We start from the raw sequence: 15,408 nt of genomic DNA on the forward strand, positions 1-15,408 counted from the left end.
GAGGCTGTGGATAACCGCCGTTTCCTGCCCTGAACAGGCTTGCCATGCAACGGTGGACGGAGAATAGTGAGAAATGGAAGCAGGCCTTCCTGGGCAGCGGCGGCTGCGATACGGGTGCACGGGGAACGGCCGGCTTTCTGGCAGAATAGCCGCAACATCAGGCAGTATCGCAAGGAGGCGGCCCAATGGGCGCACAGGAGTTGCATCCGGACCCGGCGCGGGACAGCGGTGGCGCTCATGCCGCTCCCGACGGGATCGTTGTTGGCGTGGACGGGTCTGACCACGGCCAGTGCGCGTTGGTGTGGGCAGCCCGGGAAGCCCGGCGCCGCCGTCGTCCACTGCATATCGTTACCGCTTACTCGGTGCCAATCTTCGCTGCGTCGGGACTCGACGGCGGATACGCCACCGTGGATGACTCCGTGATCCGCGAGGGTGCCGAAGCGGTGGTCAAGCAGGCCCTGGAAAAAGTCTCAGCCTATGACATCGACGTCAGCGCTTCCGTGGAAAACGGCGACGCCTCCGGTGTGCTGCTGGAGATGTCCGAAACAGCGGAGCTCCTGGTGTTCGGCACCCGTGGCCGGGGCGGCTTCGTGGGAAGGCTCCTCGGCTCCGTCAGCAGCGCGCTGCCGGCGCACGCGAAGTGCCCTACGGTCACCGTGCCCCTGGTCTGCTCGGACCGGCTGGGAGAAACCACCGAGGACCGGCGCGTGAAAGCAGAACAGGCCAAGGCCGGGCACCAGCGGGTGGAAAACGTGGTGGTGGTAGGCGTGGACGGCTCGGAACAGGCACGCGTTGCCGTGCTTGAAGCCGCGGACCAGGCTGAGCGGCTGGGTGCATTGCTGCACGTAGTTTGCGCAGTTCCGCAATACAGCGGCTCCCTGGCCTGGGTTCCTGCCCCGATGGACCGCAAGGCGCTTTTCGCGGATATCCAGCTGACCCTCGATGCAGGCATGGCCTGGCTGAGGAGCCACTACCCCAACCTCCCCGCAGAATCAGAGCTGACGGACGGCTCTCCGGTTGACGTGCTCGTGGAAGCAAGCCGGCACGTGGAACTGGTGGTGGTGGGGACCCGCGGCCGCGGCGGCTTCACCGGCATGCTCCTGGGATCGACGTCGGATGGCGTCCTCCATCATGCCAAGGGCCCCGTTATGGTGGTTCCGGACCGTGATGACCCGCGCCTGGCCGACCGCGCCCGCTTCGGGCCGGTCCTCGGCGCGGCCTGAGCAGATCCTGCCGCAGGGAGCGTCGCGATGGCAGCCGACCCACCAGGAAAGGCAGGGCAGGTTTCCCGCCCGTCGGACGGCAACACTGCCCCTGGCCTCATCCTTCGCCTCAGCCATGTTGATGGCGGCATGCTTCCGCTGGTGGGAGGCAAGGCCGCCAACCTCGGTGAACTGATAGCAGCGGGTCTGCCGGTTCCAGATGGCTTCTGCCTGACCACCCAGGCATACCGGGAAGCCACCGGAACCGTTCGGGACGGGGTGCTCGCAGAGTTGGGGAACCTTCAGGCCGCACTGCAGCCGGGAACCGCCGGGCAGGCCGCCGACCTGGCCGCACTGGCGGGCAGGGCACGGGAGGCGATCCGTGCCCTCCCGGTTCCGCCCCGGATCGTTGCCGCCGTGGAGCAGGCATATGCAGCGCTGGGTAAAGGTGTTCCGGTGGCCGTCAGGTCCTCCGCAACGGCGGAGGACCTTCCGTTTGCGAGCTTTGCGGGCCAGCAGGACACCTACCTGAATGTCATAGGCATCGACGCCGTCCTCCAGGCAGTGCGGAACTGTTGGGCTTCCCTTTGGACAGACAGGGCAGTGGCTTACCGGGCGGCACTGGGGATCGCGCCGCACGAGGTAGCCCTCGCCGTCGTCATCCAGCGGATGGTTGACGCGGCAGCGGCCGGAGTTATGTTCACCGCAAATCCGGTGACCGGCAGGAGGCGGGAGGCCGTCATCGATGCCGCGCCGGGGCTTGGCGAAGCGGTGGTCTCCGGGACCGTCAATCCGGACCAGTTCGTGGTGGATATCGAAAAGGGCGGGATCCTGGACCGGAAGGTGGGCGACAAGCGCGTCATGGTGCGGCCGCTTCCGGGCGGTGGAACGGAGTTGCAGGACCTCGTCGGCGGCGCGGAGGCTTCCAGCCTTACGGACGGGCAGGTGCTGGAGCTTGCTGTTCTTGGCCGGCAGGCCGAGCGGCACTTCGGGTCCCCACAGGACACCGAATGGGCCATCGACACCGGGGGCGCCCTCTGGCTGACCCAGTCCCGGCCCATCACCACCTTGTACCCGATCCCCGAGAGCCGTTCAGCCGGCACGGGAAACAGGGTCTACCTGTGCTTCAGCCTGGCTCAGGGCCTCACCCGGCCCCTCACGCCCATGGGGCTGGCATCACTGAGGCTGGTTGCCTCTTCAGTAGCCAAGGCGGCGGGCTTCGCCGTCCCGGAACCGCGGGACGGCCCTTCACCGTTTGCCGAGGCAGCCCAGCGTATCTACTTTGACCTCACCACGCCCGTCCGGAGCAGCGTGGGCCGCCGGATTCTTCCACGAATATTTGACGTGATGGAAGCCCGGTCAGCCATGGTGTTGCGCCAAGTTTTTGACGACCCCCGGTTCGCGGTAACCCGCAGGACTGCGCTCGGGCTGGTGCGCCATATCCTGCCGGCGGCGGTGCGGGCGCGCGTCCCGGAGTCGTTGCTTCGGGCGCTGTTCAGGCCAAAGGCGGCGCTGCGCCGATTGGACCGCTTCACCAGGGAATTCGCCGGTGATCTGGAGCTCAAGGCAGGAGCCGGGCCAACTGAACGGCTCGACCACGCGGAGCGGCTCCTGGGCGGCCGGCTCTTTGCGATTGTGCCGGCCATCCTGCCCCTGCCCGCGTTGGGCTTCGCGATGCTTTGGCTGGCGGGAAAGCTGCTGGGACCGGACCGTGGGGTGGACCTGCAGAAGGTGCTCCGGGGCCTGCCGCAGAACGTGACCACGGAGATGGACCTCGACCTGTGGCACCTTGCAAACGCAATGAAGGACGACCGCGAGTCACGTGCGGCCCTGGAAACGCTGGAGCCATCGGCGCTGGCAGCCGACTACGCTGCCGGGCGGCTGCCACCGGTCCTGCACGCGGGCCTGGTACGGTTCCTCGAACGCTACGGGCACCGGGCCGTAGCCGAAATCGATGTGGGCCTGCCCAGGTGGTCCGATGACCCCAAACACATCCTGGGAGTCCTGGCCAACTACCTGCGCCTTACGGATCCCGGCATGGCGCCGGACGTCCAGTTCAGCCGGGCGAATGCAGAGGCAGAGGCGGAGGTGGAGCGGCTGGTGGCCGAGGCGCGCCGCCGCGGCAGGGCACGCGCGCTGCTGGTTCGTGCCGCGTTGCGCCGTACCAGGCTTTTCGCCGGGCTGCGCGAACTGCCCAAGTACCAGCTGATCCTGGGCCTCGCTGAAGTACGGAAGCAGCTCGCCCACGTAGGAACTGCGCTGGCAGCGGACGGCCAGCTGGAGAGCCCGGATGACATCTTCTTCCTGGACTTTGAGGAAGCCCGGCAGGCACTGGGCGGCCGCACTCCCGAGGGCGCCGGCCAGCCGCGAAAGCTGCGCGCACGCGTCCTCGAGCGCCGTGCCGCTTATGCCCGTGAACTGGGCAGGCGCCACATTCCCAGGGTCCTGCTCTCGGACGGCACCGAGCCCGAGGTGCTGCAGGCAGCGGATGCTGCGACTGCCGACGGCGCGCTCTCCGGCAGCCCGGCCTCGGCGGGCGTGGTCACGGCTCCGGCCCGGGTCATCCTGGATCCCGTCGGAGCTCACCTCGAACCCGGGGAAATCCTGGTGGCACCGTCCACCGATCCGGGATGGACTCCGTTGTTCCTGACGGCCGGCGGCCTGGTGATGGAGATGGGCGGGCCCAACTCGCATGGTGCCGTGGTAGCGCGGGAATACGGCATTCCCGCCGTGGTGGCGGTTCCGGAAGCCACTGCCCGGCTTGCCACCGGACAAAGAATAACGGTCGACGGCGGCGCCGGAACCGTAGTGCCCGAGTAGCCGCCGGCGGGCTGTGCCGCAGGTGTTGGCGGCAGGTGTAGGGAGTGGTTCGGAGGCGTACCCTTGGACTATGGGCTCCAAGGACGGAGACGGCCGGACAATGAACGACAGTGTGGACCGCCGGAGTATGAACGCCCCGGATCTGAACCGGGTTGTAAGGCGCGGCAGTAACCGCGCCTGGTTGCGGTGGGTTCCTGCCGTGGCGGTGCCTGCACTGATCGCCGCCGGGGTAGTGGCGGGATCCATCCCTGCACGTGCAGGGGATCCACTGCCGGATAAGACCCCGGCCGAAGTGATCGCCCTGCTCGCCGGAAACAGGACGCACACCTTCTCGGGCACCATCGAACAATCCTCGGAGCTGGGGTTGCCGGAACTGCCGGCAACAGGTCCCACCTCCGGCCCTGCCTCTGCCGGCGGTGCAGCCTCAGTCATGGAGTTCCTCACCGGCGAGCACACGGCCAGGGTCTTTATGGACGGCAGGACCAAGGCGCGCGTCCAGGTAGTCGACCGGCTCGCCGAACGGGACGTGATCCGCCGCGACAACGACGTCTGGTTCTACTCGTCAAAGGACAACTCCGCCGCCCACCTGACCCTGCCGGCCTATGCCATGGACCTGCCGCTGACCCACCCGGGCAACACCGGGAGCCAGCCGCTTGCGGAGCCTCAGCCGGACGCCCCGGTCCCGCCCACTCCCCAGGAGCTTGCCGACAAGTTCCTGGCCGCAGCTGACAGTTCAACTGCCGTGTCCGTGGGCCCTGACGTGGAGGCCACCGGGCGTCCTGCCTACAATCTGCTGCTTGAACCGCGCACCGGGGGCACACTCGTGGGCAAGGTAGCTATCGCCGTCGACGCCGCGACTGGGATGCCGCTGTCCGTGGAGGTGACGGCACGCGGTGCGGCGCAGCCGTCCTTCACCGCCGGATTCACCAGCCTGTCCCTGGAAGCTCCGGACGAGGCACTGTTCAACTTCGTCCCGCCGCCCGGCAGCACCGTGGAGGAGCTGCAGTTCCGCCATCCCGAACATGGGCCCCTCACAGAATTCCCGGGCGGTCCCGGCACGCACGCGACTCCGGATGACCCGGCAGGGAGCGTCAAGGACAAGATCCGGCCATACCTGGACGGCGCCGGCTGGGAAACCGTAGTGGAAGTCCCAGCGGAGGCAGGGGCCGCCTCAGCTGCCAATACGTTGCTGTCCCGGAATCCGCTGCTGGCCCAGGCCGCCGTCGCCGTCCCTGGCGGGCGGCTGCTGTCCACCACACTGTTCAACGTCCTGCTCACCGACGACGGCCGGATCTTCGCGGGCATGGTACCGCCGGAGAGGCTGCAAGCCGCATCAGCAGCTCCGTGACCGGGGCCGCAGGAGGCCCCGGCGCCCGGGCGTATGGCTTGACCATCGAGACGCGCGGGCTGACCAAGCGCTTCGGGCAGCAGTTGGCTGTGAATGACATCAATCTGGCGGTGCCTTCGGGCGCCGTCTTTGGGTTCCTGGGACCCAATGGCTCCGGAAAGACAACCACCATCCGGATGCTGCTGGGCCTCGCTGCCGCCTCCGCGGGAACCGTCCGCCTGCTGGGCATGGACATGCCCGGCAAATTCCAGGACGTCCTCCCGCGCGTAGGGGCGCTTGTGGAGGGACCTGCCTTCTATCCCTTTCTCTCCGGGACCGCGAACCTGCACCGCCTTGATGCCGCCACCCGCCATGCCGCCCCTGCGACGCGCAAAGAGCGGGTAAACGAGGCACTGGAACGGGTGGGACTGGGCCACGCGGCGGGCAAGCGGGTGCATGCCTATTCGCTGGGTATGAAGCAACGGCTGGGCATTGCCAACGCGCTGCTGTCACCCCGCGAACTGCTGGTGCTGGATGAGCCCACCAACGGCCTCGACCCGCAGGGCACCCGGGAGGTGCGGAACCTGGTCCGATCCCTCGCGGCGGACGGGACCACTGTTTTTGTGTCGAGCCACCTGCTGGCCGAGGTGGAGCAGATCTGTACGCATGCAGCCATCATGAGCGCCGGGCGGCTCGTGGCCCAGGGTCCGCTTCCGGAGCTGCGCCGGTCCGGAAGCACCAGCATCCGCCTCGTGACGCCGGATGCTGGGGCGGCGATGAAAGTCCTGGCACGCCTGGGCCTTGCGCCGGAGCCTGCGCCGGCGCAGTCGGACGGTGGAGTGGTGACGGCGGCGCTTGCCGTGTCGGGACAGCTTTCCGCGCCGGGACAGCGTTCTGCGTCGGGACAGCCTGCCGCAGGCGACCCCGCCCCTGAAGAGATAGTGGCCCACCTGGTGCAGGCCGGCGTCCGGGTCCGTGGCTTTGCGGTGGAACGGGAGAGCCTTGAGGACCGCTTTGTTGCCTTGACGGGGGAGGGGTTCGATGTTGCCCAGTAGCGCACGGCTTGGGGCCAGGGGAACCGACGGAGCAGCGACCGCGGCAGCACCGCGCGGGTCCGGGCTTTCACTCCTGTGGTCCGAACTGCGGGTCTTGTTCGGGCGGCGGCGCACGTGGGCCTTGCTGCTCGCGCTTGCCGCAATTCCGGTGCTGGTGGCAGTGGCGGTGAGGGTTTCGTCAGCGGTCCCCCCGGGGCGGGGTCCTGCTTTTCTCGACCGCATCACGCAGAACGGGCTGTTTGTGGCCTTCACCGCCATGCTGGTGTCCGTTCCACTCTTCCTGCCCCTGACGGTGGGTGTGGTGGCAGGCGACACCATCGCAGGCGAGGCCAACATGGGAACGCTACGGTACCTGCTGGTTGCTCCCACGGGCCGTGTCCGGCTGCTGTTGGTGAAGTACGCCGGGGCGCTGGCGTTCTGCCTGGCTGCGCCCCTTACGGTGGGCTTGGCCGGTGCCGCCATTGGAGCCGCCTTGTTCCCGGTGGGCCCGGTGACACTGTTGTCCGGGGACGTGATCGAGCCGCCGGAGGCCGCACTGCGCATCCTCCTGATCGCGGCATACCTGGCCGTTTCCCTGGCCGGGCTCTCCGCGATAGGGCTCTTCCTGTCTACCCTGACCGTGGTTCCGGTGGGGGCCATGGCCGCAACCGTGGTGGTTTCTGTGGTGTCCCAGGTCCTTGACCAGTTGCCGCAGCTGGAGTGGCTGCACCCGTGGCTGTTCAGTCATTACTGGCTGGGTTTCGGTGACCTGCTCCGTCAGCCAGTGCTGTGGGACTCATTCACCAGCAACGCCCTGCTGCAGGCGGGGTACGTGGCCGTGTTTGGTGCGCTCGCCTACGGGCGGTTCGTCACCAAGGACGTGCTGAGCTGAGACGTGCCGGTCGGAAGGGCCCTGCTCCCGGGGGTCAGTACCGCGCCGCGTACGGATGGAGCTGCATGCCGGCCATCGCGCTGAGTTGCGTGACGCCAATGCCCTCCTGCGGGTTAAGCGCCTGCACCACCTGGCCGTTGCCCAAGTAAATGGCAACGTGGTAGAAGTTCGACGGCGATCCCCATACCAGCAGGTCGCCGCGCCGTGCCTGCGAGATTGGCACGTGGACGGGAGCAGCAGCGTATTGCTGGGCGGCTGTGCGGGGAAGGTATTTCCCGGCGGCCGCAAACGCTGTTTGCACCAGGCCTGAGCAGTCGAAACCGTAAGGGCCAGTGCCGCCCCATTGGTAATGGTAAGGCGCGCCGGCCTTGCTGAGTGCCACCGAGATGGCGGCCTCATAGGTTCCGCTCCCGGTTGAGGGGGCGGGCGCCGGCGCTGGTGCGGGAGCAGGTGCGGGAGCCGGGGCTGGGACAGGTGCTGGCGCGGGAGCTGGGGGAGCGGGTGCTGCAGGCGCGGCCGGTGCGGGAGCTGGAAGAGTGGGAGCGGGGACGTGCGTAGGCGCCGGAGCTGCAGGTGCGGCTGCTGCAGGCGCCGGTACTGCAGGTGCTGCCGGTGCAGCAGCTGCCGCCGCGGCAGGACGGGTTGCCGACGCAGCCGGCTGTTCCTGGGAAACCCGTTCGGCAGCTGCCAATGCCGCTGCAAGCCGGGCTTCCTCGCGTTGCCGGTCCAGGGCATCAACCCGTGCCGACTCGAGGGCCACGGTGGTGTTCCGGAGCTGGGCCAACTGGTCCACCAGGACGATGCGCTGGGCCTTGGCGTCGGCCACGGCCTTGACTTGGGCTGCGTTGGCTTCTTCCGCCTCGGTTTTCCGGATTTCTGCCGTCATCGCCGCGTCGGCGGCAGCTTTTGTGGCGTCTTCCGCAGCTGCGGTCAATGATTGCGTGGCATGGGCTGCGGCATCTGCCGCCTCAAAGGTGCGGCTTCTGCCGGCCGAGAGGGCCTGCAGCGTGGCCGCCTGCTGAAGGGTTTCACCGGTGCCGCTGACGAAAGTGCCGAGGGTGGGGTTGAGGCCCCCGTGGCGGTAGAGGTCGCCCGCCAGCTGTCCACCTGCTTCCGGGCCCTGTCCTGCTGGTCCTGTGCCGCCGTGGCCTTCGCCGAGGCGGCAGCAGCCGCTGACGATCGTTGCTGCAGCTCTACGAGGGCCTCGCTATAGGCATTGTTGGCCTGCATCGACACGGCAAAGGCAGCCTGCTGTGAACTCGCCGCTGCTTCCAGGATGCGTTCAATGGCGGAGACTTGGTCTGCGGTGGCAGCCTCGCTGGCCTTGGCCGCGGCGATGTCTTCGGGGGACGGGATCCCGGGAGCTGCAGGAACGTAGACGGCTGGCGACAGTGGAGTAGCGCGGGCCCCGGCCGGCGTCGCCATGCTTCCGATAAGTACGACGGCGGCGCACAGCACAGCCGCTTTGCGCCCGGATCCGGTCAAAACCATCTGCAGCAACCTCGAAGGAATAAGGCTGGGAGGTCCTGATCACGGCAGGGCGGTGCCCCTGGTTTGCTCCCCAGCAGTCCCGAGGCTACGTGAGGTATTGCACTTTGGCAACAACAGTCACATCAATAACATAAATCACACTGCGCCACCTCCCGGGTAAGAAAGGCCCGCGTGTCGCGGAGGGCTTTGAGGCTACGTGCAATAGCCGAAGGCTAGGGCTAGGGCTAGGGCTAGGCGTGCTGGTGCGCCTCGTGCTCGGAGTGTGTTGCCGGTTCCAGCTGGAACGTGCAGTGGTCGGTATCGAAGTGCGAGCCCAGGCAGGTCACCAGCTTGTCCAGCAGTTGGTCTGCACCGCGGGCGGTCAGCACTCCGTCCTCCACCACCACGTGTGCCGAAAAAACCGGCACGCCGGCGGTGATGGTCCAGATGTGGATATCGTGCACATCCGAAACGCCCTCTACCGAGAGGATGTGCTCACGGATCATCTGGACTTCCACGCCCTTGGGGCTGGCTTCCAACAGCACATCAACGACGTCGCGCAGCAGGCTCCATGCCCGCGGCAGGATCAACAGGGCAATCACCACCGACGCGATGGTGTCGGCGGGGTGGAACCCGGTCAGCATGATCACCACGGCGGCGCCTATGACGGCGAAGGAACCCAGCAGGTCACCAAGGACTTCCAGGTAGGCGCCGCGGACGTTCAGGCTTTCCTGGTGCGCGCCGCGCAATATAAGCAGCGACACGATGTTGGCGGCCGCACCCAGGATGGCGGCAAACAGCATGATGTCCGTCTGCACCTGCGGCGCGGAACCAATGCGCCGGATCGCTTCGGTGAAGATAACCACGGAGATGACAATCAGGATCAAGGCATTGGCCAGGGCAGCCAGAACTTCGGCCCGCTGGTACCCGTAAGTCCGCTGGTCGCTTGCGGGCCTGCCTGCAATCCAGGCAGCAAGCAAGGCGATGGTTACCCCGGCCGCATCCGAGAGCATATGACCGGCATCGGCAAGCAGCGACAGTGAATCGGAGAGGGCTGCGCCCACCACCTGCACCAGGACCACAACCAGCGTGATGACGAGGACGGCCACAAGCCGCTTGCGGTGCCGGCCCGTTGCGGTGATGCCGTGCGTATGGCTGTGGTCGTGTCCCATGCCTACAAGGCTAGCCCCAGCCAAGCTCGTGCAGCCGGTCATCATCGATGCCGAAGTGGTGGGCGATCTCGTGCACCACCGTCACCGCCACCTCGTGGATGACGTCCTCGCGCGATGAACAGATATCAAGAATGGGTTCACGGAAGATGGTGATGCGGTCGGGCAGGGACCCGGCGTCCCACCATGAGTCCCGTTCGGTCAGCGGCACTCCTTCGTAGAGACCCAGCAGGACTGTGTCCGGGTCCTCCCCGGGCCGCGGGACATAGTCGTCCTCGATGAATACCGCCACGTTATCCATGGCCCTGGCCAATTTGTCCGGGATGCTGTCCAGGGCATCCTGGACCGCCGCCTCAAATTCGTCCGCGGACATGGTGAAGCTGAAGGATCCGTTGAAGTGAAGGGGCTCGCTGGGGCCCTCAGGGACGATGGGCAGGCCCGGTGGGAGGGTGGCTGGCATACTCCGACTTTAGCGAAGAACCTATTGCCTGGCTTCGCGTCCGGGCCGGGTCCTGCGCCGGGTGAGTCCGACGCCCACGAGGCAGACCAGGCCGCCCACCAGGCCCAGTGCGGTGGGTATCTCACCCAGGAGGAGCCAGGAGATCAGGATGGTGGTGCCGGGCACCAGGTAAGTAGTGGCTGCAAGCTTTCCCGCCTCGATCAGTGAGAGCGCGTAGGCCCAGGTGGTGAAGGCGATCGCCGTCGGAAAGATCCCAAGGTAAACCAGGCCCATCGTTGCTTCGGGCGGCGCAGCCTGCACTTCGGTAACCAACTGTCCGGTAAACGGCAGGCAGCACAGGGCGCCCACCATGATGCCGAACCAGGTGGCCTGGGCGGCGGGAAACTTCCGCAGCACCGGCTTTTGAATGATGACGCTGACTGCGGCGAGCACAGCGGCAAGGAGGCACAGCAGCACGCCGGCAACATCCGCCGTCGGACTTTCCCCTGGTGCAGAAGGCTGTCCGGATCCGACGGCGATCATCGAAACCCCCGCGAAAGCAACCAGGCTCCCGATGATCAACCACCGCGGGAAGCCCTCCTTGAGGAAGAATCCGGCCATGATCGCCACCAGGATGGGATTGACGTTGATGAGCAGGGCGCTGGTGCCTGCGTCGAGCACGTGCTCCGCCGCGTTCAACGCCACGTTATAGCCGCCGAACCACATCACTCCGTACGCCAGGATCGGCCACCACTCCCGGCCCCGGGGAAGGAGGCGGCTCTTGAACAGTTGGGGAAGGACCAGCAGGGCCAGTACGACGGCGGCGATCGCCAGCCTGCCCAGTGTCAGGGAGCCGGGGGAAAAGTGGGGGCCGATCGCCCGGATCCCCACAAACGCCGACGCCCAGAGGACCACAGTGACGGCCATCGCCGTCACGCCGAGGGCTTTGACACGGGATGCGGATGTGGGTGGGGGAGATGTTGTGCGGACGGGGCCTGATGTCATGAAGCCAATCTAGCCGCGGGCACGGATCCCGGGCTGGCGGAAATCGGCCACGTCTAGCCAAGTTCCTGCCAAAGATTCACCGGCGTCTAGGTCATCGCGTACAAGTAAGGCTAGTTCGCCCCGGCCCACTCCAGCAGCCGCTCCACCGGCCATGTGGTGACGATACGCTCGGCCGGAACACCATTCCGGTCTGCGCGCTCGGCGCCGTACTGCAGGAAGTCCAGCTGTCCCGGCGCGTGAGCGTCGCTGTCGATGGAGAAGAGGCAGCCGGCATCCAGCGCCAGCTGGATCAGTGCGTCGGGCGGGTCCTGGCGCTCAGGCCGCGAATTGATCTCCACTGCGACGTTGTGTTCGGCGCAGGCCGCGAACACTTCCTTGGCATCGAATTCGGACGGCGGCCGCGTTCCCCGTGATCCTTCCACCAGGCGCCCTGTGCAGTGTCCCAGCACATTGGTGTGCGGATCCTCAATTCCCGCGAGCATGCGCCGGGTCATCGTCTTCCGGTCCGACCTCAGCTTCGAATGGACGCTGGCCACCACGATGTCCAGGCGGTCCAACAGTTCCGGTTCCTGGTCCAGCTCTCCCGACTCCAGGATGTCCACCTCGATGCCGGTCAGCAGCCGCACCCTATGATCATGCTGGCCGTCCGAGCCGGGATGCGTGCCGTCGTTGATAGCCGCCACGATGTCCAGCTGCTGCAGGAGGCGTTCCGCTGAGAGCCCGTTGGCGATCGTCAGGTTGGGGGAGTGGTCCGTCAGCGCCAAGTACTCCCTGCCCAGGACACCGGCCGCCGCCGCCATCAGCTCAATGGGGGACCCGCCGTCGGACCATTCGCTGTGGCTGTGCAGGTCTCCCCGGAGGGCTTCCCGGATGGCGGTCCCGCCGGACGCCAAGGGCTGCGCACCCTTCTCCCGGAGGTCTGCGAGGTAGTCCGGGACCTGGCCCTCCACCGCATCGCGGATCACCTGGTAGGTCCGGTCACCGATGCCCTTCATGGATTTCAACCGGCCGCTCCGGACCCGGGCTGCCACTTCGTCCGGCGCCAGCGGGGCGATCACCCCGGCGGCTTTCCGGAAGGCCTGGACCTTGAAGGTGGCAGCGCGTCCGCGCTCCAGCCAGAAGGCAATCTCGTTGAGTGCTGCAACGGCGTCCATCAGTCCATCTTCACCTGTTCTTCCCGCTCTGGACGGGTGTTTTGGCCGATTTTGGATTATTCCTGAGTAGGCCCTATAGTTTTAGAGTCCAGTTCGGAGAAACGCAAAGGACAAAGACGGAAAGCCTCGCTTGACGCCTTTTATTTTGTTCCGAACGGGTTCTGGCCCCCATCGTCTAGCGGCCTAGGACACCGCCCTTTCACGGCGGCGGCACGGGTTCGAATCCCGTTGGGGGTACGCAAGGAACTGGTCAAACAGACAAAAAATGTCTGGTAGGCTGGAAGCCTTGAAAAAAGCGGTAGAGATACTGCTGAAGCAAGAAACGCAAGGCCCTGTAGCGCAGTTGGTTAGCGCGCCGCCCTGTCACGGCGGAGGTCGCGGGTTCAAGTCCCGTCAGGGTCGCTCTGATTGTTGGAAGAAATTCCGGCTCTCATGGTGACTAGTCACCTAGGCTCTGTAGCTCAGTTGGTAGAGCGTTCGACTGAAAATCGAAAGGTCACCGGATCGACGCCGGTCGGAGCCACCACTGGGAAGCATCAGTTCTTCGGAACTGGTGCTTTTCTTCTTTAACACTGTCGCTCTCTGCTGCAAACTTCTTGCCTTCTGCCGTTAAACCGCAGGCGGGGATAGGGTTGGGATCAACAGAAGGGGGAGTGCCTGATGGAATACCAGAACCCGCAACCCGGCCAAGGCATCCAGAGCCGCGCAGTGCCGGTTCCTGTGCCCGGCCCCGGCCGCACAGTAATCTCCGAGAACGCCGTCGCCAAGGTAGCTGGAATTGCTGCCCGTTCCGTCCCAGGGGTCTACTCCCTCGGTTCGGGACCATCACGTGCGCTCGGCGCCATCCGCGACGCCGTCGGCAGTTCCGAGCATGCCGCAGGCGTGCGTGCCGAAGTCGGCGAAACGCAGGTTGCGGTTGATATCAGCCTCGTGGCGAGTTACGGAACGCCCCTCCACTCGTTGGCCAATGAGGTCCGCGCAGCGGTTTACCGGGCTGTCGAGGAACTCGTGGGGCTCCAGGTGATCGAGGTCAACGTGGAAGTCACTGACGTCTATGTGCCACCTCCCGTCAAGCCCACCATTGCCGGCTCGACTGAAAGGGAGGCCCTGCTGTGAACCTCACCGTGGCCGGCACGGCGATGGGCGCCTTCGTGGCCTTTATGTCCCTGCAGTTCGGCCTGTGGGGCTTCCTGATTTCCCTTCTCTTTATGGCCATCGGGGCACTCCTGGGCCGGGCCGCGGAAGGGAAACTGGATCTTCGCGGCGTCCTGGACGCCATCATCGGCCGGCGCTCGTCCTCATGAGCTCCACAGCCCCGGCTGTCCGGGGCCAGGAGCTGGGCGGCCACAACCGCATCAGCACGCAGGCCCTGACAAGCCTTGCCAAAGCCGCAGCTGCCCAATACCTGGGCGTGGACGCGGAGGATGTCCGGGCGGACTGGACGGACGACGACGGCATGCTGGCGTTGTCCCTCGTCACCCCTATCAGCATTCCACCGTTGAACGCCGTGGTGGTTGACCCCTCCCGTGTTGAGGGCGCCGGGGGCTCCATTTGGGACCGCACGGTGAAGGCAAAGGCCCGCATCCTGGCAACAGTCACGGAGCTCAGCGGTGCTCGGTTGAGCCGGGTTGACATCAGGATCAGCGGAGCAAAGATCAGCGAAGGGGGACGCGTCAAATGAGCCGGAACATCGAGAGCCAGGGACCGGACATGGAGCGCATCCTGCAGCGGGAGACGCATTCCTCACGGGCAGTGGTGGCCACAGTGGCCGCCATCCTGGTCATTGCGCTCGCGGCCTACGGTCTCCTCGAAGCCGCCGTCCACGCGATCGGCCAGCCTGCCTGGCTGATCGAACCGCAGGTGGCAGCTGAACGCCTCGTGGCCCTGCCCGCAGGGATTTCACCCTTGCTCCTGGGCGCCATCGGAGCGGTGCTGGCAATGATCGGACTGGTTTTTTTCCTCAATGGGGTCCTGCCCGGGCGCCGGGCCCGTCACCTTCTGCGTGGCGGCCCGGACACCGCCGGTACTGCCGTGGTGGACGATGAAGTGATCGCCTCATCCCTTGCACGCCGCGCCCGGCTCGCCGCGAACGTCGCGCCGGAACAGGTCATGGTGATCGTCTCGCAACGGCAGGCGGAAGTGAATGTACGGCCCACCTCCGGAGTCCCCGTGAACCGGGAGGCTGTGCTCGCCGCCGTCCGAAGCGAGCTCGACGCCATGGCACTGGATCCTTCCCCTGAAGCGCGCGTCAACGTGGCGCCGTCGGGAGTGATCGGCGCATGAACAGTACCCCCACCCTTCTCAACCGGATCCTGATTGCCGTCCTGGGGCTGGTGCTGCTTGCCGTGGGCGCTCTGCTGATGTTGCTGGCCGCCGTGCCGGCCGTGGCCCCGTGGTGGCATTCCTGGTCCGCGGGCGTGTGGAGTGGAATCAACCAGGCCTTCAACGCGACCAGGTTTCCCGGGCGCACCGAAAGCTGGTTGTGGATCCTGGTGGCGCTGGCCCTGGTGGTGCTTATCGGACTCATGGTGGCGTGGGTTGCCCAGCAGGGAAAGGGCCGCGCGAACCTTCTGGCCATCGAGTACGATCCCGGGGACGTCCCGGGCGATGTGAGGATCGGCGGGGGAGTGGCGGAGCAGGCGCTGAAACATGCGCTCTCGAACCGTCCCGATTTAGCCGGTGCCACCGTCACCACCTATGACGTCAAAGGCACGCCCGCCTTGAAGGTGCGCCTCCTGCCACGCCAGGGTGTGGCCCCGCACCTGCTCGCAGAGGAAGTCACCAGCCTGGTGGCGGCGCTGGAAACGGTGGTGGGAAAAAACATTCCCGTGCTGATCCACATCGGGGCCGGCGCACGGACGCGCTTCAGCAGAGCCGAGCGCGTCCGCTAGGCACC

14 protein-coding genes, 3 tRNA genes and 1 pseudogene are annotated in these 15,408 nt (G+C 66.4%); 13 read left to right on the plus strand and 5 right to left on the minus strand.

Annotated elements, in window-relative coordinates; translation table 11 throughout:
• Positions 1-185: 185 nt before the first annotated feature.
• The 5 genes from M1D93_RS03250 to M1D93_RS03270 all read left to right on the plus strand — a co-directional run bounded on the left by M1D93_RS03250 (position 186) and on the right by M1D93_RS03270 (position 7,275).
• A complete protein-coding gene (locus M1D93_RS03250; RefSeq protein WP_461173758.1) occupies positions 186-1,223 on the plus strand; it encodes a universal stress protein in 1,038 nt (345 codons plus the stop codon).
• Between the two features lie 27 nt (positions 1,224-1,250).
• Positions 1,251-4,022, plus strand: a complete 2,772-nt coding sequence (locus tag M1D93_RS03255; protein ID WP_461173759.1) for a PEP/pyruvate-binding domain-containing protein — start codon at positions 1,251-1,253, stop codon at positions 4,020-4,022.
• Positions 4,023-4,149: 127 nt separating this feature from the next.
• A complete protein-coding gene (locus M1D93_RS03260) occupies positions 4,150-5,370 on the plus strand; it encodes a LolA family protein (protein WP_461175105.1) in 1,221 nt (406 codons plus the stop codon).
• 38 nt (positions 5,371-5,408) lie between these two features.
• A complete protein-coding gene (locus tag M1D93_RS03265; protein ID WP_461173760.1) occupies positions 5,409-6,404 on the plus strand; it encodes an ABC transporter ATP-binding protein in 996 nt (331 codons plus the stop codon).
• On the plus strand, positions 6,391-7,275 hold the full coding sequence (locus M1D93_RS03270) for an ABC transporter permease (RefSeq protein WP_461173761.1): 885 nt from the start codon (positions 6,391-6,393) through the stop codon (positions 7,273-7,275). The genes M1D93_RS03265 and M1D93_RS03270 overlap by 14 nt, the downstream gene beginning before the upstream one ends.
• A gap of 34 nt (positions 7,276-7,309) precedes the next feature.
• Here M1D93_RS03270 and M1D93_RS03275 read toward each other — a convergent pair.
• The 5 genes and pseudogenes from M1D93_RS03275 to M1D93_RS03295 form a co-directional block, all read right to left on the minus strand.
• A pseudogene (locus tag M1D93_RS03275) lies at positions 7,310-8,766 on the minus strand (C40 family peptidase).
• A 230-nt stretch (positions 8,767-8,996) separates the two neighbouring features.
• Positions 8,997-9,917, minus strand: coding sequence for a cation diffusion facilitator family transporter (locus M1D93_RS03280; protein ID WP_461173762.1), 921 nt, complete (start codon positions 9,915-9,917; stop codon positions 8,997-8,999).
• Positions 9,918-9,927: 10 nt separating this feature from the next.
• The gene (locus tag M1D93_RS03285) at positions 9,928-10,374 is read right to left on the minus strand and encodes a metallopeptidase family protein (RefSeq protein WP_461173763.1); all 447 of its coding nucleotides are present in this window, start codon (positions 10,372-10,374) and stop codon (positions 9,928-9,930) included.
• Positions 10,375-10,395: 21 nt separating this feature from the next.
• Positions 10,396-11,358, minus strand: a complete 963-nt coding sequence (locus tag M1D93_RS03290) for a DMT family transporter (protein WP_461173764.1) — start codon at positions 11,356-11,358, stop codon at positions 10,396-10,398.
• A 110-nt stretch (positions 11,359-11,468) separates the two neighbouring features.
• Positions 11,469-12,512, minus strand: a complete 1,044-nt coding sequence (locus M1D93_RS03295; protein ID WP_461173765.1) for a PHP domain-containing protein — start codon at positions 12,510-12,512, stop codon at positions 11,469-11,471.
• A gap of 164 nt (positions 12,513-12,676) precedes the next feature.
• Between M1D93_RS03295 and M1D93_RS03300 the strand changes: the two genes are divergently transcribed.
• The 8 genes from M1D93_RS03300 (at position 12,677) to M1D93_RS03335 (ending at position 15,403) form a co-directional block, all read left to right on the plus strand.
• Positions 12,677-12,749, plus strand: a tRNA-Glu gene (locus M1D93_RS03300).
• A gap of 91 nt (positions 12,750-12,840) precedes the next feature.
• Positions 12,841-12,914, plus strand: a tRNA-Asp gene (locus tag M1D93_RS03305).
• A gap of 48 nt (positions 12,915-12,962) precedes the next feature.
• Positions 12,963-13,038, plus strand: a tRNA-Phe gene (locus tag M1D93_RS03310).
• 134 nt (positions 13,039-13,172) lie between these two features.
• Complete coding sequence (locus M1D93_RS03315) at positions 13,173-13,628, plus strand: Asp23/Gls24 family envelope stress response protein (RefSeq protein ID WP_461173766.1); 456 nt, start codon at positions 13,173-13,175, stop codon at positions 13,626-13,628.
• The gene (locus M1D93_RS03320; protein WP_159823958.1) at positions 13,625-13,816 is read left to right on the plus strand and encodes a hypothetical protein; all 192 of its coding nucleotides are present in this window, start codon (positions 13,625-13,627) and stop codon (positions 13,814-13,816) included. Before M1D93_RS03315 ends, M1D93_RS03320 begins: the two co-directional genes overlap by 4 nt.
• Positions 13,813-14,193, plus strand: coding sequence for a hypothetical protein (locus M1D93_RS03325; protein WP_461173767.1), 381 nt, complete (start codon positions 13,813-13,815; stop codon positions 14,191-14,193). Before M1D93_RS03320 ends, M1D93_RS03325 begins: the two co-directional genes overlap by 4 nt.
• A complete protein-coding gene (locus M1D93_RS03330; RefSeq protein ID WP_461173768.1) occupies positions 14,190-14,795 on the plus strand; it encodes a hypothetical protein in 606 nt (201 codons plus the stop codon). The genes M1D93_RS03325 and M1D93_RS03330 overlap by 4 nt, the downstream gene beginning before the upstream one ends.
• Positions 14,792-15,403 (plus strand): hypothetical protein, encoded by a 612-nt coding sequence (locus M1D93_RS03335; protein WP_461173769.1) that lies wholly within the window; start codon positions 14,792-14,794, stop codon positions 15,401-15,403. Before M1D93_RS03330 ends, M1D93_RS03335 begins: the two co-directional genes overlap by 4 nt.
• Positions 15,404-15,408 lie beyond the last annotated feature (5 nt).

The sequence above is a fragment of the Arthrobacter sp. Z1-9 genome (genome assembly GCF_054792695.1).